This is a genomic window from Streptomyces lienomycini, from assembly GCF_027947595.1.
Classification (GTDB): domain Bacteria; phylum Actinomycetota; class Actinomycetes; order Streptomycetales; family Streptomycetaceae; genus Streptomyces; species Streptomyces lienomycini.
Genome location: NZ_CP116257.1, coordinates 5,081,181 through 5,097,828, shown reverse-complemented (window position 1 = coordinate 5,097,828; position 16,648 = coordinate 5,081,181). Strand labels below are relative to the sequence as shown.

At 73.0% G+C, this 16,648-nt stretch carries 15 protein-coding genes and 1 pseudogene; 11 read left to right on the top strand and 5 right to left on the bottom strand.

Annotation, left to right across the window (positions count from 1 at the left end):
• The first annotated feature begins 10 nt into the window (after positions 1 to 10).
• The gene (locus BJ961_RS23140; RefSeq protein ID WP_271414727.1) at positions 11 to 535 is read left to right on the top strand and encodes an ATP-binding protein; all 525 of its coding nucleotides are present in this window, start codon (positions 11 to 13) and stop codon (positions 533 to 535) included.
• On the opposite strand, the gene BJ961_RS23135 is transcribed toward BJ961_RS23140, so the two are convergent.
• The 3 genes from BJ961_RS23135 to BJ961_RS23125 form a co-directional block, all read right to left on the bottom strand.
• A complete protein-coding gene (locus BJ961_RS23135; RefSeq protein ID WP_271414726.1) occupies positions 528 to 1,001 on the bottom strand; it encodes a C40 family peptidase in 474 nt (157 codons plus the stop codon). The genes BJ961_RS23140 and BJ961_RS23135 overlap by 8 nt on opposite strands.
• 518 nt (positions 1,002 to 1,519) lie before the next feature.
• Positions 1,520 to 1,828 (bottom strand): hypothetical protein, encoded by a 309-nt coding sequence (locus BJ961_RS23130; protein WP_271414725.1) that lies wholly within the window; start codon positions 1,826 to 1,828, stop codon positions 1,520 to 1,522.
• Between the two features lie 7 nt (positions 1,829 to 1,835).
• Positions 1,836 to 2,471 (bottom strand): ATP-dependent Clp protease proteolytic subunit, encoded by a 636-nt coding sequence (locus BJ961_RS23125; protein WP_271414724.1) that lies wholly within the window; start codon positions 2,469 to 2,471, stop codon positions 1,836 to 1,838.
• A gap of 110 nt (positions 2,472 to 2,581) precedes the next feature.
• Between BJ961_RS23125 and BJ961_RS23120 the strand changes: the two genes are divergently transcribed.
• The 8 genes and pseudogenes from BJ961_RS23120 (at position 2,582) to BJ961_RS23085 (ending at position 9,619) form a co-directional block, all read left to right on the top strand.
• Entirely contained in the window at positions 2,582 to 2,863 is a 282-nt protein-coding gene (locus BJ961_RS23120) for a type II toxin-antitoxin system Phd/YefM family antitoxin (protein WP_271414723.1), read from the top strand.
• A gap of 242 nt (positions 2,864 to 3,105) precedes the next feature.
• A complete protein-coding gene (locus tag BJ961_RS23115) occupies positions 3,106 to 3,408 on the top strand; it encodes an urease subunit gamma (RefSeq protein ID WP_271414722.1) in 303 nt (100 codons plus the stop codon).
• A gap of 14 nt (positions 3,409 to 3,422) precedes the next feature.
• Positions 3,423 to 3,734: an urease subunit beta gene (locus BJ961_RS23110; protein WP_271414721.1), complete on the top strand. Its 312-nt coding sequence runs from the start codon at positions 3,423 to 3,425 to the stop codon at positions 3,732 to 3,734.
• The gene (locus BJ961_RS23105; RefSeq protein ID WP_271414720.1) at positions 3,727 to 5,448 is read left to right on the top strand and encodes an urease subunit alpha; all 1,722 of its coding nucleotides are present in this window, start codon (positions 3,727 to 3,729) and stop codon (positions 5,446 to 5,448) included. The genes BJ961_RS23110 and BJ961_RS23105 overlap by 8 nt, the downstream gene beginning before the upstream one ends.
• 8 nt (positions 5,449 to 5,456) lie before the next feature.
• Positions 5,457 to 6,131 (top strand): urease accessory protein UreF, encoded by a 675-nt coding sequence (locus BJ961_RS23100; protein WP_271414719.1) that lies wholly within the window; start codon positions 5,457 to 5,459, stop codon positions 6,129 to 6,131.
• A 285-nt stretch (positions 6,132 to 6,416) separates the two neighbouring features.
• On the top strand, positions 6,417 to 7,094 hold the full coding sequence (ureG, locus tag BJ961_RS23095; protein ID WP_271414718.1) for an urease accessory protein UreG: 678 nt from the start codon (positions 6,417 to 6,419) through the stop codon (positions 7,092 to 7,094).
• A pseudogene (locus BJ961_RS23090) lies at positions 7,091 to 7,853 on the top strand (urease accessory protein UreD). Before ureG ends, BJ961_RS23090 begins: the two are co-directional and overlap by 4 nt.
• Positions 7,854 to 8,005: 152 nt before the next feature.
• The gene (locus BJ961_RS23085) at positions 8,006 to 9,619 is read left to right on the top strand and encodes an alpha/beta hydrolase (protein WP_271414717.1); all 1,614 of its coding nucleotides are present in this window, start codon (positions 8,006 to 8,008) and stop codon (positions 9,617 to 9,619) included.
• A gap of 64 nt (positions 9,620 to 9,683) precedes the next feature.
• Here BJ961_RS23085 and BJ961_RS23080 read toward each other — a convergent pair whose 3' ends face one another.
• Together BJ961_RS23080 and BJ961_RS23075 are read right to left on the bottom strand one after the other, a co-directional pair.
• Positions 9,684 to 10,709: an NAD-dependent epimerase/dehydratase family protein gene (locus tag BJ961_RS23080; RefSeq protein ID WP_271414716.1), complete on the bottom strand. Its 1,026-nt coding sequence runs from the start codon at positions 10,707 to 10,709 to the stop codon at positions 9,684 to 9,686.
• A 78-nt stretch (positions 10,710 to 10,787) separates the two neighbouring features.
• Entirely contained in the window at positions 10,788 to 11,510 is a 723-nt protein-coding gene (locus BJ961_RS23075; protein WP_271414715.1) for a lysophospholipid acyltransferase family protein, read from the bottom strand.
• A 217-nt stretch (positions 11,511 to 11,727) separates the two neighbouring features.
• On the opposite strand from BJ961_RS23075, the gene BJ961_RS23070 reads away from it, so the two are divergent.
• Entirely contained in the window at positions 11,728 to 13,155 is a 1,428-nt protein-coding gene (locus tag BJ961_RS23070) for a helix-turn-helix domain-containing protein (RefSeq protein WP_271414714.1), read from the top strand.
• A gap of 231 nt (positions 13,156 to 13,386) precedes the next feature.
• The gene (locus BJ961_RS23065) at positions 13,387 to 16,587 is read left to right on the top strand and encodes a M20/M25/M40 family metallo-hydrolase (protein WP_271414713.1); all 3,201 of its coding nucleotides are present in this window, start codon (positions 13,387 to 13,389) and stop codon (positions 16,585 to 16,587) included.
• Positions 16,588 to 16,648 lie beyond the last annotated feature (61 nt).

Sequence of the window (16,648 nt, the reverse complement as noted above, 5' to 3'; positions counted from 1 at the left end):
CGACGTCGCCATGGCAGACCATCTGGAAGCATCCGTCACTCTGCCGAGCGATCCCGCCTCGGTGGCCCCAGCGCGTACCTATGCGGTCGGCACACTCGCGGAGTGGGGTCTGCCGGCCGATGCCGACCTGTCCGAGACCGTCCGCCTCATCGTCTCCGAACTGGCGACCAACGCGGTCCAGCACACGTTCGGGCAGTCGCCCACCTTCACGGTGGACCTCGTCCTCGACCGGGACGAGCGGCTGCGCGTCGGTGTCACCGACAGCCATCCGCGCTTCCCCAAGCGCCTTCCCGCCGCCGTCCAGCAGGACAACGGACGGGGCATGGTGATCATCCGCTGGCTGACCGCGGAATGCGGCGGCAAGCTGAGAGTCCGGCCCACCCGTGAGGGCGGCAAGACGGTCTCCATCGAGCTGCCCTGGACCGTCCCGAGCCGGCCGGCCGCCCCCGAGCCGGCCGCGGCGGCCGTGGCGCGAGGCACCCGAGGGGGCGACGGCGGGGCAGAACGCCGTCGCCCCCTCGGGCGGGCTACTTGACCCGGCCGTACCAGACGCTCGACGTCCAGATCTTCTCCAGGCGCACCACGGCCCCGGTCTTCGGCGCGTGCCAGATCCTGCCCTTCCCGGCGTAGATGCCGACGTGGTAGACGCTGCTGCCGGAGTGGAAGAAGACGAGGTCGCCGGCCTTGCGGTTCCTGCCGGAGACGCGACTCGTCCTGTTGTACTGCTGGGCCGCGGTGCGGGGCAGCTTCTTGCCGGCCTTCTTGAACGAGTACAACGTCAGGCCGGAGCAGTCGAAACGGTGAGGTCCGGTGGCGCCCCATCGGTACGGGGAGCCCTTCTTGGAGGCCGCGATCCTGAGGGCTTTCGTCGCATGGCTCGCGGCGGCCGCCTCCGAGGCGACACCGGGGACCACGACGGAGCCGCTCACGGCGGCGAGGGTGAGGGCCGAGGCCGTACCGGCACGAGCCATCAGGGACGGGACACGATTGAGCGCGGACATGCGCAACCCTTCGTCAGCCGCCTGTGAAGGATGACCTGTCGGATTCGGGCTGGCGAAGTTGCCCGGCCGCACGAGTGCGGCTTCACCCCAAGGGCCGCTCGATCCGGCGCCTCCCGCGGAGGCGGCCGTCGCGGCGACCCGTCGTGCTCGGGTCCTCCACTCCTGCCGATCCACTTCCCTCGCGACCGGTCGTCCGGGCGGCGGCAGGATTCGGCGTCCGCCCGGACCGCCCCGCCGCTGCGGCGGGGGCTTGTCGTCAGTCACGGATCTTGTCCCGCCCTGCGGGGAATTCCCAACGGAACGTGCCCTTTGTGTTGTTACCCGTCACTCGCCCGTTCGGGTGGGCACCCCTGTGTTCGAGTCACCCTCGGGGGTGGTGGCGACGCCGGGACCAGCGGCGCAGTGCTGCCCGCCGCCGCCCGGACGCGCGGGCACCGCAACTTCGACCCGTCGGGAATCGGAGGTGTTCCTACGCTGAAAGGGGGTAAGCCGTTTGGTCCGTTTCGGCCTCGCGATCCTCAGCCTTCAGAGCGCGGCGGAAGACCGACCCGCGCCGTCCGCCGCTCACCGTCCAGCACCCGCAGCGCACGGGCCAGGGTGGCGGCGTGCACGTCCGTCTCACCCCGGCGGTGCATCAGCGCCAGCGCGTCGCGCAGCGCGGTCGCCTTGCCGACCAGTGCCTGGGCGGCCCGCAGCCCGCCGTAGGTGTCGCCGTCCCGGGCCGGATTGACGCGCCCGACGAGGTCGACGACGTCCAGATAGCGGTCGATCAGCTCGGCCTCGGCCCGGGTCAGGGCGGGCAGCGGAGGCAGCTCCGGTGGCAGCATCGGCGGATCACCGCCCGCCGGACGCAGCGGGGCGGGTCCCGCGGGCCGACACGATCCGGTCCACCAGGCCGTACTCCAGGGCCTGTCGGGCGTCGAGAACCGTCTCGCGCTCCAGGTCCGCGCCGACCTGCTCGGGAGTGCGGCCGGTGTGCCGCAGGAGGATCTCCTCCATGCGGGCGCGGACGCGGACCAGTTCGCCGGCCCGGAGGGCCAGGTCGCTGGCCTGCCCCCGCACCGGGTCGGTGAGCGCCGGCTGGCGGAGCACCACCCGGGCGCCCGGCAGTACGGAGCGCTTGCCCGGGGCGCCCGCCGCCAGCAGCAGCGCGGCGGACGGCCCGGCCTGCCCGAGACACGTCGTCGCCACGTCGCAGGTGACGTAGCGCATCGTGTCGTAGACCGCCGTCATGGCGGTGAAGGAGCCGCCGGGCGAGTTGACGTACAGCTCGACGTCGCGGTCCGGTGCCTGGTGCTCCAGGTACATGAGCTGCGCCATCACGTCGTTCGCGGAGGCCTCGTCGAGGGGGGTCCCGAGGAGGACGATCCGCTCCTGGAGCAGCTTGGAGTACGGGTCCGTCGTCCGGGTCCCCGCGCTCGTGCGTTCGGTGAACTCGGGCAGGACATGGCGGGCGGACGGTCGGGTCATGGCGAACCCCTCCTCGTGGCGGAACCGTCTTCGGCTGCGCTGTCTCCGTAAGAAATGTACAGGACGTACGTTTCTCGGGAGTGGATTCGGGCGAAACGTAAGCTGGGGTCATGGCCTACGAGATTCCGGTGACGCAAGCCAGGGCTGAGCTCGCCGACCTGATCAACCGGGTGGTGTACGGCGGTGAACGCGTCGTGGTGACGCGCCACGGCAAGCCTCTCGTCGCCCTCGTCTCCGCCGCCGACCTGGAGCGGCTGGAGGAGGCCCAGGAGTCCTCCGCCGGGCAGGCGGTCACCTCGGTCGCCGCGGTCCGGGACACGGCCGCCGCGACGCCCCGTGAGCAGCATCGCTTCGGCATCGCCGCCGAGCACCGGGGACCGAATCCGTCCTAGGGCGGGCATCGGCCCTGGAGCGGGCATGCGGGAAGTCACCGTCGGCATCGGTAATCAATCGGTCAAAACCGGGTGACGTGGCCGTCACACTCTAGCCCTACTCTGCACCCCGATCCACCTGCGGGTTTTCACGTACCGGTAGGTGAATTCCGGTCTGTTCCCGTGTGTTAAACCTAGAGCCGCCGCGGTGGCCGCGGCAGCCGGACCGGCCGGTCCTGGCGTGACGCCCTGTGAGGTGGTAAATGCAACTGACCCCGCACGAGCAGGAGAGACTGCTCATCCATGTGGCCGCGGACGTGGCGGAGAAGCGCCGCGCACGAGGTGTCAGGCTCAATCATCCCGAGGTCGTCGCGCTGATCACCGCGCACATCCTCGAAGGCGCCCGGGACGGACGCAGCGTCGGTGAACTCATGTCCTCCGGACGCAAGCTGATCCAGCGCGACGAGGTCATGGAGGGCATCCCCGAGATGATCCACGACGTGCAGGTCGAGGCCACCTTCCCCGACGGCACCAAGCTGGTCACCGTCCACGAACCGATCGTCTGACGGGAGCCGCAGTCGTGATTCCCGGAGAGATCCTGTTCGCCGACGAGCCGGTCGCCTTCAACGAAGGACGCGAAGTCACCCGCGTGACCGTGCTCAACACCGCCGACCGGCCCGTCCAGGTCGGCTCCCACTACCACTTCGCCGAGGCCAACCCCGGCCTCGAGTTCGACCGCGCCGCGGCGCACGGCAGGCGGCTGCACATCGCCGCCGGCACCGCCGTCCGGTTCGAGCCCGGCATACCCGTCGACGTGCCGCTGGTCCCCCTGGCGGGTGCCCGCGTCGTGACGGGTCTGCGCGGCGCGACCGGAGGTTCCCTCGATGCCTGAGCTGTCCCGCCCCGCCTACGCCGACCTGTTCGGCCCGACCACCGGCGACCGGATACGCCTCGCCGACACCGACCTCTTCGTCGAGATCGAGGAGGACCGCTCGGGCGGCCCCGGCCGCTCGGGGGACGAAGCCGTCTTCGGCGGCGGCAAGGTGCTGCGCGAGTCCATGGGCCAGGCGCGCACCACGCGCGCCGAAGGCGCCCCCGACACCGTGATCACCGGTGCCCTGATCATCGACCACTGGGGGATCGTCAAGGCCGACATCGGCATCCGCGACGGCCGTATCACCGGCATCGGCAAGTCCGGCAACCCGGACACCATGGACGGCGTCCACCCCGACCTGGTCATCGGCCCCGAGACCGAGGTCATCGCGGGCAACGGCAAGATCGTCACCGCGGGCGGCATCGACACCCACGTCCACTTCATCGCGCCGAACGCCGTCGACGAGGCCCTGGCGTCCGGCATCACCACCCTCATCGGCGGCGGCACGGGCCCGGCCGAGGGCAGCAAGGCGACGACCGTCACGCCCGGCGCCTGGCACCTCGCGTGGATGTTCGCCGCCCTGGAGTCGAGCCCCGTCAACATCGGCTTCCTCGGCAAGGGCAGCACCATGTCGAAGGAGTCCATGCGCGACCAACTGCGCGCGGGCGTCCTCGGTTTCAAGATCCACGAGGACTGGGGAGCGACCCCTGCCGTCATCTCCGCCTGCCTGGACGTGTGCGAGGAGTCCGGCGTCCAGCTCGCCGTCCACTCGGACACCCTGAACGAGGCGGGCTTCGTCGGCGACACCTTCGACGCGGTCGCGGGCCGCACCCTGCACGCCTTCCACGTGGAGGGCGCCGGCGGCGGCCACGCACCTGACATGATCACGGCGGTATCGCTGCCCAACATGCTGCCGGCGTCCACCAACCCGACCCGGCCGCACACCGTCAACACCGTCGAGGAACACCTCGACATGCTGATGGTCTGCCACCACCTGAACCCCGCCGTCCCCGAGGACCTGGCCTTCGCCGAGTCCCGGATCCGGCCCAGCACCATCGCGGCCGAGGACATCCTGCACGACATGGGGGCGATCTCCATCATGTCGTCGGACGCCCAGGCCATGGGCCGCATCGGCGAGGTGGTCCTGCGGACCTGGCAGACCGCGCATGTCATGAAGCGCAGACGCGGCCTCCTGCCCGGCGACATCCGCGCCGACAACCTGCGGGCCCGTCGCTATGTCGCCAAGTACACCATCAACCCCGCCGTCGCCCAGGGCATCGAGCACGAGGTCGGCTCCGTCGAGACCGGCAAGCTCGCCGACCTGGTGCTCTGGGACCCCCGCTTCTTCGGCGTGAAGCCGCAGCTCGTCATCAAGGGCGGCCAGATCGCGTATGCGCAGACGGGGGATGCCAACGCCTCCATCCCCACCCCGCAACCGGTGCTGCCGCGCCCGATGTACGGGGCGCTCGGAACCGCTCCCGCCACCAACTCGGTCAACTTCGTCTCCGAGCAGGCCGTCGAGGACGGGCTGGCGCAACGGCTCGGGCTCGGGCGGGCGTTCGTGCCCATCCGGTCGACACGTGGCCGGACCAAGGCCGACATGCGGCAGAACGACGCGCTGCCCCGCGTGGAGGTCGCCGCGGACTCCTTCGCGGTGACCATCGACGGCGAACTCGTCGAGCCCGCTCCCGTCGCGGAACTACCGCTCGCGCAGCGGTACTTCCTCTTCTGAGCGCCGCGATGAGCCGCGCAGCACTGCTCGTCCTCGCGGACGGCCGCTTCCCCGCCGGAGGGCACGCCCACTCCGGCGGGGCGGAGGCCGCCGTCCGGGCGGGACGCATCACCGACGCCGCGAGCCTGGAGGCGTTCTGCCGGGGGCGGTTGCACACCAGCGGGGTCGTCGCGGCGTGCGTCGCGGCCGCCGCCGCCCTCGGGGCCGACCCCGGGGAACTCGACCGGGCCGCCGACGCCCGCACCCCGTCGCCCGCTCTGCGGGTGGCCGCGCGCAGGCTGGGACGGCAGCTGACGCGGGCCGCCCGGTCTACCTGGCCGAGCCCCGAACTCGACGCCCTGGCCGCGTCGTTCCCCAAGGGAGCCCACCAGCCCGTCGTGCTGGGACTCACCGCTCGCGCGGCCGGTCTCGGGGCGCTCGACGCGGCGTACTGCTCCCTCTACGAGGGGGTGAGCGGACCCGCGACGGCCGTCGTGCGGCTGCTCGGCCTCGATCCGTTCGACGCGACGGGGGTGCTGGCGCGGCTCGCGGACGAGGTGGACCGGGCCGCCGCGGACGCGGTGGAGGTGGCGCGGCGCGTGGTGACCGACGGGGTCGATGCGCTGCCCGCGCGGTCCGCGCCGTTGCTGGAGATCGGGGCGGAGGCGCATGCCGCCTGGGCTGTGCGGTTGTTCGCCTCGTAGGAGGGTTCGCCCCCGCCGCCCCTTCCCGTTCCCGGCCCCAGGGGCTCCGCCCCTTCTACCCCGCCAGGGGGCTTCGCCCCCTGGACCCCCTTTCGGCCTGGACCCCCTTTCGGCCTGGACCCCCTTTCGGCCTGGACCCCCTTTCGGCCTGGACCCCCTTTCGGCCTGGACCCCCTTTCGGCCTGGACCCCCTTTCGGCCTGGACCCCCCTTCGGCCTGAACGGCCTCGTCCTCAAGTGCCGGACGGGCTGACCTGGCCGATCCCGACTGTGACAGGAGCCGTTCATGCATCTCGACCATCACCACGAATCCCCCGCCGCCGTCTCCGCCGACGCGCGTCGGCCCGACGGGACCCGTCGGGCGCTGCGGATCGGGCTCGGTGGGCCCGTGGGGTCGGGGAAGACCGCCACCGTCGCCGCGCTGTGCCGGGCGTTGCGGGAGGAACTCTCCCTCGCCGTGGTGACCAACGACATCTACACCCGGGAGGACGCCGAGTTCCTGCTCAGGGAGGCGGTGCTGCCGCCCGAGCGGATCAGTGCCGTGGAGACCGGGGCCTGCCCCCACACCGCCATCCGGGACGACATCTCCGCCAACCTGGAGGCCGTCGAGGACCTGGAGGACGAGGCCGGGCCGCTCGACCTGATCCTGGTGGAGTCCGGCGGGGACAACCTCACCGCCACCTTCTCCAGGGGGCTCGTCGACGCGCAGGTGTTCGTGATCGACGTCGCGGGCGGCGACGACATCCCGCGCAAGGGCGGTCCCGGCGTCGCCACCGCCGACCTGCTGATCGTGAACAAGACCGACCTCGCGCCCTACGTCGGCTCCGACCTGGCGCGGATGGCCGCCGACGCCAAGGCGGCCCGCGGCGAACGCCCCGTCGCCCTCCAGTCGTTGCGCGGCGACGACGGGGTCCGGGAGGTCGCCGACTGGGTGCGGGAGCGGATCGCCGCGTGGACCGCGTGACCACCGCCCCGGGCGGTGTGCGGGCCAGCGCCCGCATCCTCGCCCGCGGCGACGGGCGCGGCGGGACCGCCCTGCCGGTGCTGGAGGGGAGGGTCCCCTCGCCGTGCGGCGGACCCGGGGAGCGGCGGCGAGGCCCGGGTGATGCTGGTCGGCGCGATGAGCGGGCCCCTCGGCGGCGACCGGTTCACGGTGGCGGCCGACGCGGTGGGGGGCGCCCGGCTGCGGGTCGGCTCGGCCGCCGCCACGCTCGCGCTGCCGGGACAGGACAAGGCAGCCGCCCACTACGACGTCCGGCTCACCGTCGGCGACGACGCGGAACTGCACTGGCTGCCCGAGCAGTTGATCTCGGCCGGCGGCAGCGACCTGCACGTCGGCACACGCGTCGACCTCGCCGCCGGAGCCCGGCTGCTGCTGCGCGAGGAGCAGGTGCTCGGGCGCTCCGGGGAGGAACCCGGACGCCTCACCAGCCGTCTGACCGTACGGATCGACGGGCGGTGCGTCCTCGACCAGGAGCTGGCGTGCGGGCCCGGCACGCCCGGCGGCTGGGACGGGCCGGCCGGGCTGGCGGGACACCGCGCGGTCGGCCAGCTGGTCGTCGTACGGCCGGGGTTCGCCGCCGCACCACCGGTGGCGCGGGCGTTCGAGGAGGGCGCGGCCGTGATGCCGCTCGCCGGACCCGCCGCGTTGGTGACCGCCGTGGCGCCGGACGCGCTGCGGCTGCGGCGGCTGCTGGACGGGGCGCTGGCCTCGCTGGACTGACCGCTCCGCCACCGCTCCGTCGCCGGGTCCGCCGAACGAACGCCCTTCTCCGTTTATCGGATTGGCAAAGAAGTAGTACTTGCTCTGTTCTCAGGAAACCCACAGCCGCGAGGATCCCCGTACTTGTCGCGAACACGTACGGGGAGGGCCACTTGAGGAAGAGCAGCATACGGCGGAGGGCGACGGCGTTCGGCTCGGCCGGGGCACTGGTCACCGCCACGCTGATAGCCGGCGCCGTCTCGGCACCCGCCGCGAGCGCCACGCCGGCCGAGGGCCACGGGCACGCGCGGGGCTGGGACCGGGAAGCGCGCGGTGCCGCCATCGCCGCCGCCCGCGCCTCGAAGGCCGGAGTCGACTGGCGGGACTGCGCCGCCGACTGGAACCTGCCGAAGCCCATCCAGTGCGGCTACGTCACGGTGCCGCTCGACTACGCCAAGCCCTTCGGCAAGCAGATCGAGCTCGCCGTCGACCGCATCGGCAACACCGGCACCCAGGGCGAGCGCCAGGGTGCGCTCCTCTACAACCCCGGCGGCCCCGGCGGCTCCGGACTGCGCTTCCCGGCCCGCGTCACGAGCAAGAGCGCGGTCTGGGCCAAGACGGCCAAGGCCTACGACTTCGTCGGCTTCGACCCGCGCGGCGTCGGCCACTCCGCGCCCATCTCCTGCGTCGACCCGCAGGAGTTCGTCCAGGCACCCAAGGCAGACCCCGTGCCCGGCTCCGAGGCCGACAAGCGCGCCCAGCGCAAGCTGGCCCGCGAGTACGCCGAGGGCTGCTTCGAGCGCAGCGGCGACATGCTCCCGCACATGACCACGCCGAACACCGCCCGCGACCTCGACGTCATCCGTGCCGCGCTCGGCGAGAGGAAGCTCAACTACCTCGGCGTCTCCTACGGCACCTACCTCGGCGCCGTCTACGGCACCCTCTTCCCCGACCACGTGCGCCGCATGGTCGTCGACAGCGTCGTCAACCCCTCCCGCGACAAGATCTGGTACCAGGCCAACCTGGACCAGGACGTCGCCTTCGAGGGCCGCTGGAAGGACTGGCAGGACTGGGTCGCCGGGAACGACGCCACGTACCACCTCGGCGACACCCGCGCCGAGGTCCAGGAGCAGTGGCTGAAGCTGCGCGCCGCCGCCGCGAAGAAGCCGCTCGGCGGAGTCGTCGGACCGGCCGAGCTGATCTCCTTCTTCCAGAGCGCCCCGTACTACGACTCCGCGTGGGCACCCACCGCGAAGATCTTCAGCGCGTACGTCGCCGGTGACACCCAGGCACTCGTCGACGCCGCCGCCCCCGACCTGTCCGACACCGCGGGCAACGCCTCCGCGGAGAACGGCAACGCCGTCTACACGGCCGTCGAGTGCACCGACGCCAAGTGGCCCGCCAACTGGCGCACCTGGGACCGGGACAACACCCGGCTCCACCGCGACCACCCGTTCATGACCTGGGCCAACGCCTGGATGAACCTGCCGTGCGCCACCTGGCCGGTCAAGCAGCAGACCCCGCTGAACGTCAAGGCAGGCAAGGGACTTCCGCCGGTCCTGATCGTCCAGTCCGAGCGGGACGCGGCCACCCCGTACGCGGGCGCCGTCGAACTGCACCAGCGGTTCAAGGGCTCCCGGCTCATCACCGAGCGGGACGCCGGTTCGCACGGCGTCACCGGACTGGTCAACCCGTGCGTCAACGACCGCGTGGACACCTACCTGCTCACCGGCAGGACGGACGCCCATGACGTGACCTGCGCCCCGCACGCCACGCCCAAGCCGTAACCGGCCGGGCGGACACGACAGGAGGGGGCGGCCGGTCCGACCGGCCGCCCCCTCCCGCACGGCCTCACCGCCCCGCGGCCCAGGCGTCCTCCGCCGCGTAGTCGAAGAGGTCCCCGTACGCCTCGAACATCTTCGGATACGCCTCGCGCCAGTCCCGCCCGGCCAGCCGTTCCTCGATGAACGCCACCGTCTCGGGCAGGGTGTCGGCGTACCGGACCACCGGGCGGTAGCCCAACTGGCTCTCGGCCGCGCTCATGTCGCACACCACCGGCGCGGGCACGGACCACGGGGTGTCGCCCACGCCGTCCACCGGCGGGCCGTCCACCAGCACGTCCCGCGCCTCGACGCCCATCACCGCGTCGATCGCCGCCGCGATCTCCGCCACCGTGGGGGCGTCCGGGTCCACGGCGTTCAGGACGCGCGTGCCCGGCCGCGGGGCCGCCAGCCGGACCAGCTCGGCGATGGTGCGCACGCTCGCCGGGTGGAACCGGCTCGCGCCGCCGTACGCGAGCACGCGCCGCTGCCTGCCGTCGAGGTTGCGCTTGACGAAGTACAGCTCGCGCGGCGTCCGGCAGTACGGGCCGTGGACCGCGCCCGCCCGCAGCACCGTCACCGGCAGGCGGTCGCCCGCCGCGAGGAGTTCCCGCTCCAGCGCGGCCTTGCCCGTGCTGTACGAGGTGCCGCCCGGGCGGACGGTCCGCTGCGCCTCCGTGACCGGCACCGGGTACCGGGGGAAGCCGTCGGGTTCGCTCTGCGTGTCGAAGCCCCGGCCCCTGTCGTCCTCGTAGACCGACACGCTGGAGACCACCACCGCCGAGCCGACCCGACCGGCGAGCGAGACCAACTGGCGTGCGTGGCGGTCCCCGTAGGCCACCATGTCCACCAGGACGTCGCAGCCCTCGCCCACCGCCGCCGACAGTGCCGCGTCGTCCTCCCGGTCGGCCCGCACCACCCGTACGTCCCCGGGCCATCGCGCGTCCCGGCCGCCGCCCCGCGAGAGGGCCGTCACCTCCCAGCCGTCCCGGGCCAGCGCCCCGACCGCCGCCCGCCCGATCTGTCCCGTCGCCCCGACCACCACCGCATGTGTCATGGGGCGACCGTAGGCGCGGCCCCGCCTCCTCGGCCACGGACTCTGCCGACGGCAGACGGAGCGACCCCCACGGGGCCGTCAGCGGTGCGGCAGCCGGGGGAACCTCCGGCCCCGCTCCGCCTTCTGCGCCTCCTCGGCCTTCACGTCGGCGGCGTACCGGTCGACGTACTCCTGCCCGGACAGGGTGAGGATCGCGTAGACGATCTCGTCGGTGACGGCACGCAGCACGGCCTTCTCGCCCTCCATGCCCGCGTAGCGGGAGAAGTCGAGGGGCTCGCCGAAGCGGATCACCACCGGGTGCAGCTTCGGGATCTTCCGGCCCGGCGGCTGCGCCTCGAAGGTGCCGATCATCGCGCAGGGCACCACCGGCGCCCCGGCCCTCAGCGCCATCACCGCGACGCCGACCTTGCCCTTGTACAGTCGGCCGTCGTGCGAGCGGGTGCCCTCCGGGTAGATGCCGAGCAACTCGTCCCTGGCCAGCACGCCGAGCCCCTCGCGGATCGCGGCCTGCCCCGCCTCCTTGCCGGAGCGGTCCACGGGGATCTGCCCGGCGCTGCGGAAGAAGAACGCGGTGAGCCTGCCCTTGAGGCCCGGCCCGGTGAAGTACTCGGCCTTGGCGAGGAAGGTGATGCGGCGCCTGAGGACCGCGGGCATGAGGAAGTGGTCCGAGAAGGAGAGGTGGTTGCCCGCGACGATGGCCGCACCCGACGCCGGAACATGGTCGAGGCCCTCGATCCTGGGACGGAAGACGACCCTCAGCAGCGGGCCCAGCAGTACGTACTTGAGCACGTAGTAGAACACGGTGCGTCTCCCCAGTTCTCCGGGCTCTCGGCCGGTCGTCCGCGTCCGGTGATCGATCGTAGCCCGGACACGGTGAAACCGGAGGGGACCGGTTCGGCCGCTCTTCGGTCAACTCGATTGACGCGGCAGGCCCTCTCCTCTGTGCTGTCCGGTAGCTGACGGCGCGAAGCCCGGGCGCCCCACGGCCCGAGGCGGGGCGCGACCGGGGGGAGGGCGGATGACCGCTGGATCGGCACGGGCGGCCGGGACTTCGTGGACGGAGTTCGGACGGCGGCTGCGCTCCCTGCGCAGGGCCGCCGGGCTCACCCAGTTGCAACTCGGTCTGCGGGTGGGCTACCACCACTCCGTCCTCAGCCGGCTCGAAGCCGGTCTCCGTGAGCCGCCCGTCGGGCTGGTGCGCCGGCTCGACGCGGTGCTGGAGACCGGCGGCGAGCTGGCCGCGGTCGCGGCCGCGCCGCGCGAAGCAGCGTCGGAGCCGGGCCGGTCGGCTCTCGACCCGGCACTGTTCGCGCCGCTGCCCGGCTCGGACGCCCCCGGCGGGAAGCGGGCGCCGGACCCCGGGATGTGGCCCGCGCGGCTGCCCGCCGAGGGACTGGCGTGCCCGCTGCACGGCACCGCGGGATGCGCCGTGCCCGAGCCGGGCGCGTTACCGGCCCTCCTCGACGGGCCGGGGCCGCGCGGCGGACCGGTCGAGGCGTGGGGCACGGGCGGCCGAGGAGCGGTCTCCGAGGCCGATCTGCTGCACGGCCTCACCGCCGTGCTCGCCTGTCTGATCCGTGAGGCGTTCCGGCACGAGGGCCGGGTGCGGGCCGTGGAGGGACTGCTGCGGGCCGTGGCGCGCTGGGCCGAGGAGATCAACTCCGCCGGGCGGCTGCCGTACGGGCAGGTGCGGCTGGCCGCGCAGTACGCCCAGGTCGCCGGCCGGCTGCGGATGGAGCGCGGGCAGAGCGGCGTGGCGATGGCCTGGTTCGGCCACGGACTGCGCTGGGCGGACGCCGTCCGGGACGCCCCGGCCCGCGCGACGCTGCTCAGTGACATGTGCACCCTGGTCCGGCTCGACGGGGACCCCTCGCTGATGCTCGGGTACGCGCGGGGCATCGGCGCGGTGGACGGGCGGCGCCGGTGGACGGCCACCCTGTCGGACCTCTACCAGGCGCGCGGCCACGCCCTGGCGGGCGACGCGCCGCAGTGCCGCCGGCACATCACGCTGGCCCGGCGCGGGTTCGCCCGCCTCGATGCGCGGGACCACCTGGAGGCGCCCTGGCTGGCCGGCGCCGAGGGCGGCATGCGGGTCGACTCGGCGATCGGCGGCGCCCTGCGCGACCTCGCCGTGGCGACCGGGGACCGGGCCGCGGCACGGCGCGCGGTCGACGCCACCGCGCGGTCCTGCGCGCAGGTACCGCCCCAGATGCGGGGCGCCCGCCTGCTGCTCACCCTGCGCCTCGCGGACAGCTGGGCGTGCGCGGGCGACCCGGGCGCCGCCGTCGCCCTCGCCTCGGAGGTCCTGCCGGAGGCGGTGCGCTCGCGCGAGTCGATGGTCGTCGCGGAACTGCGCGGGCTGCACAGCAGGCTCACCGGCGGCCAGTGGGGCGAGCTGCCCGAGGTCAGGGCGTACCGGGAGCGGCTGCTGGACGTGGGGGAGTGAGGCACGGGGCCCGTCGCCCGCGCCCGCCCGCACTTGCCGGATTTTGACAGGACCGCACCGCGCCCGCGGAGCCGTTGCTTCGGCCGCGGCGGGGTGTGAGGGTTCCGCCAGCCCGCGACATGACATGCAACCGACACCCGTGGGACGCGCCCCGGCACCCCGGGGTGCGCGTCCGGCACGCCATGGCCCGGGCCGGCCCGCAAGGAGCCCCCACTCTCACAAGGAGCCACGATGCTCAGACAGACCGCGGTGGCCGGGACAGTCCTGGCCATGACACTCGCAGGGGTGGTGGTACCGACCTCCCTCGCCTCGGCCTCGGAGCGGTCCGCGCCCTCCGCGGCGGAACCCAGCCCCGTCGAGAAGGCCGTCGCCGCGGCCGACCGGGCCGTACGCAGCGGCCTCGACGCCCTCGCCGCCGGCGGCCCCGACGAGCAGTACGACCGCCACCAGGTCACCCCCTGGGACAAGGACCTGTACTCCGTCGCCTACGAGCGCACCTACAACGGCCTGCCGGTCGTCGGGGGCGACGCCGTCGTCCTCGCCGACGGCCGGGGCCGGGTCCGCGCCGTCCGGTCCGCCACCGACGCCGCGATCGCCGTACCCACCGAGGCGGCCGTCAAGGCCGAGCAGGCCGTGAAGACCAGCCGCGAGCGGCTCGCCGACGTCGACAAGGTCGACTCCAGGCGGCTGGTGGTCCGGGCCAAGGACGACGTCCAGACCCTCGCCTGGGAGACCGTGCTCGTCGGCACGACCGAGGACCACGCGCCCAGCAGGCTGCACGTGTTCGTGGACGCCCGCACCGGCAAGGTCGTCGACAGCTACGACGACGTGAAGGCCGGCACCGGACACAGCGAGTGGAACGGCCCCGACCCGCTGACCATCGACACCTCCCGCTCCGGCAGCCAGTACGCCCTGCGCGACACCACCCGGCCGGGTCTGCAGTGCTCGGACTACAACGGCGGCCTCTTCACCGGCCCGGACGACGACTGGGGCACCGGCAACGCCTCCAGCCGTGAGACCGGCTGCGTCGACGTCATGTACGCGGCGCAGAAGGAGTCGGACATGCTCCGCGACTGGCTCGGCCGAGGCGGCCACAACGGCAACGGCGGCAGCTGGCCGGTCCTCGTCGGCCTCAACCAGCTCAACGCCTACTGGGACGGCTCCCGCGTCACCATCGGCCACAACAGCGCCGGCAAGTGGATCGCCGGGATCGACGTGGTCGCCCACGAGTTCGGCCACGGCCTGGACAGCTACACCCCCGGCGGTGCCAACCACGAGAGCGGCCTGGGCGAGGCCACCGGCGACATCATGGGCGCCCTGACCGAGGCCTACGCGAACCAGCCCGCCCCGTACGACACCCCCGACTTCACCGTCGGCGAGGAGATCGACCTCCAGGGCCGCGGGCCGATCCGCAACATGTACAACCCCCGGCTGGTCAACAACGACCCGGCCTGCTACACGGCGTCCATCCCCAACACCGAGGAGCACGCCGCGGCCGGGCCGATGAACCACTGGTTCTACCTCCTCGCCGAGGGTTCCAGCCCCGGCGGCGGCAAACCCTCCAGCCCCACCTGCGACGGCAGCCAGGTGACCGGCATCGGCATCCAGAACGCCGGGAAGATCTTCTACGGCGGGATGCTGCTCAAGACGAGCGGCATGACCTACAAGCGGTACCGCACCGCCACCCTCACCGCGGCCAAGAACCTGGACGCCTCCTGCGACCTGTTCGACGCCACCAAGGCGGCCTGGAACGCCATCGACGTCCCGGCCCAGGGCGGCGACCCGACCTGCACCCGCCAGGAGACCGACTTCTCGCTGGCTCTCAGCCCGGCGAGCGGCGACGTCGAGGCCGGCTCCGCCGTCAACGCCACGGTCGACACCAGCACCGTCACCGGCAGCGCCCAGCAGGTGTCGCTGACCGCCACCGGCACCCCGCCCGGCGTGAGCGTCACCTTCAGCCCCTCGACGGTCACCTCCGGCGCCAGCTCCACCATGCGGGTGAGCACCACGTCCGGCACCGCCGCCGGAACCTACTCGCTCACCGTCAAGGGCACGGCGGGCAGCAAGAGCCACACCGCCCAGTACACCCTCACCGTCGGCGGCGGCACCACCCCGGGCACCCCGCCCGACGTCGACGTCGCCCAGGTCCAGGCCCACCTCGCGCAGTTCGGCTCCATCGCCGCGCAGAACGGCGGCAACCGCCGGGCCACCGGCCCCGGGTACGACGCCTCCCTGGCGTATGTGAAGGGCAGGCTCCAGGCGGCCGGCTACACCGTCACCGAGCAGACCTGCGCCTCCGGCTGCTCCGCCGGCGCGGGCAACAACCTGATCGCCGAGTGGCCGAAGGGTGACGCGAACAGCGTCTACATGTTCGGCGCCCACCTCGACGGCGTCTCGGCCGGCCCCGGCATCAACGACAACGGCTCCGGCTCCGCGGCGCTCCTTCAGACGGCGCTCACCCTGGCCGAGCAGAACCCCACCATGAAGAACCGCGTCCGCTTCGCCTGGTGGACCGACGAGGAGCAGGGCCTGAACGGCTCCGACTTCTACGCCCGCGCGCTCAGCACCACGGAGCGCTCGCGGATCAAGGCGTACTACAACTTCGACATGGTCGCCTCCGTCAACGGCGGCTACTTCATCAACAACCTCACCTCCTCGGCCTCCGCGCCGATGCGGGAGTACTGGACCTCCCTCGGCCTGGCCCCGCAGGAGAACGTCGAGGGCCAGGGCCGCTCCGACGACTACTCGTTCCAGCAGGTCGGCATCCCCACCTCCGGCTACGCCACCGGCGCCTCCGCGATCAAGTCGTCGACGGAGGCCGCCAAGTGGGGCGGCACCGCGGGCCGCTCCTACGACCCGTGCTACCACTCCGCCTGCGACACCACCGCCAACATCAGCGCCACCGCGCTGAACCGCAGCGCCGACGGCATCGCGTACACGATCTGGAAGACCGCCGTCGGCGACGCACCGAACCCGCAGGACGACTTCTCGGTCTCCGCGAACCCCTCCTCCGGCACGGTCGCCCCGGGCAGCTCCGCGACGGTCACCGTGAACACCGCCACCACCAGCGGCGGCGCGCAGAACGTGCGGCTGTCGGCGTCCGCCGCGCCGACCGGCGTGAGTGTAGACTTCACCCCGGCCTCGGTCACCTCCGGCCAGTCCTCGACCGCCACGGTACGGGTCGCCGCGGGCACGGCCGCCGGCACCTACACCCTCACCATCACGGGCACCGGCACCGTCACCCACACCACCACGTACACCCTCACCGTGTCCGGCGACGGCGGCGGCGAGACCACCTGGCAGCTGGGAGCCACCTACGCGGCCGGTGACGTGGTGACCTACGACGGCGTCCGCTACCGGTGCATCCAGGGCCACACGGCCTACCCCGGGTGGGAGCCGCCGAACGTCCCCGCCCTGTGGGGCCGCGTCTGACACACGGCTGACACACCCCTGACAGCACTACGGGGCGGTGGGGGTACGCGACACGTACCCC

Bases quoted from the DNA above. Each gene is read 5' to 3' on its own strand.
- BJ961_RS23140 (WP_271414727.1), top strand. From the start codon at position 11: ATGGCAGACCATCTGGAAGCATCCGTCACTCTGCCGAGCGATCCCGCC.
- BJ961_RS23135 (WP_271414726.1), bottom strand. From the start codon at position 1,001: ATGTCCGCGCTCAATCGTGTCCCGTCCCTGATGGCTCGTGCCGGTACG.
- BJ961_RS23130 (WP_271414725.1), bottom strand. From the start codon at position 1,828: ATGCTGCCACCGGAGCTGCCTCCGCTGCCCGCCCTGACCCGGGCCGAG.
- BJ961_RS23125 (WP_271414724.1), bottom strand. From the start codon at position 2,471: ATGACCCGACCGTCCGCCCGCCATGTCCTGCCCGAGTTCACCGAACGC.
- BJ961_RS23120 (WP_271414723.1), top strand. From the start codon at position 2,582: ATGGCCTACGAGATTCCGGTGACGCAAGCCAGGGCTGAGCTCGCCGAC.
- BJ961_RS23115 (WP_271414722.1), top strand. From the start codon at position 3,106: ATGCAACTGACCCCGCACGAGCAGGAGAGACTGCTCATCCATGTGGCC.
- BJ961_RS23105 (WP_271414720.1), top strand. From the start codon at position 3,727: ATGCCTGAGCTGTCCCGCCCCGCCTACGCCGACCTGTTCGGCCCGACC.
- BJ961_RS23100 (WP_271414719.1), top strand. From the start codon at position 5,457: ATGAGCCGCGCAGCACTGCTCGTCCTCGCGGACGGCCGCTTCCCCGCC.
- ureG (WP_271414718.1), top strand. From the start codon at position 6,417: ATGCATCTCGACCATCACCACGAATCCCCCGCCGCCGTCTCCGCCGAC.
- BJ961_RS23080 (WP_271414716.1), bottom strand. From the start codon at position 10,709: ATGACACATGCGGTGGTGGTCGGGGCGACGGGACAGATCGGGCGGGCG.
- BJ961_RS23070 (WP_271414714.1), top strand. From the start codon at position 11,728: ATGACCGCTGGATCGGCACGGGCGGCCGGGACTTCGTGGACGGAGTTC.
- BJ961_RS23065 (WP_271414713.1), top strand. From the start codon at position 13,387: ATGCTCAGACAGACCGCGGTGGCCGGGACAGTCCTGGCCATGACACTC.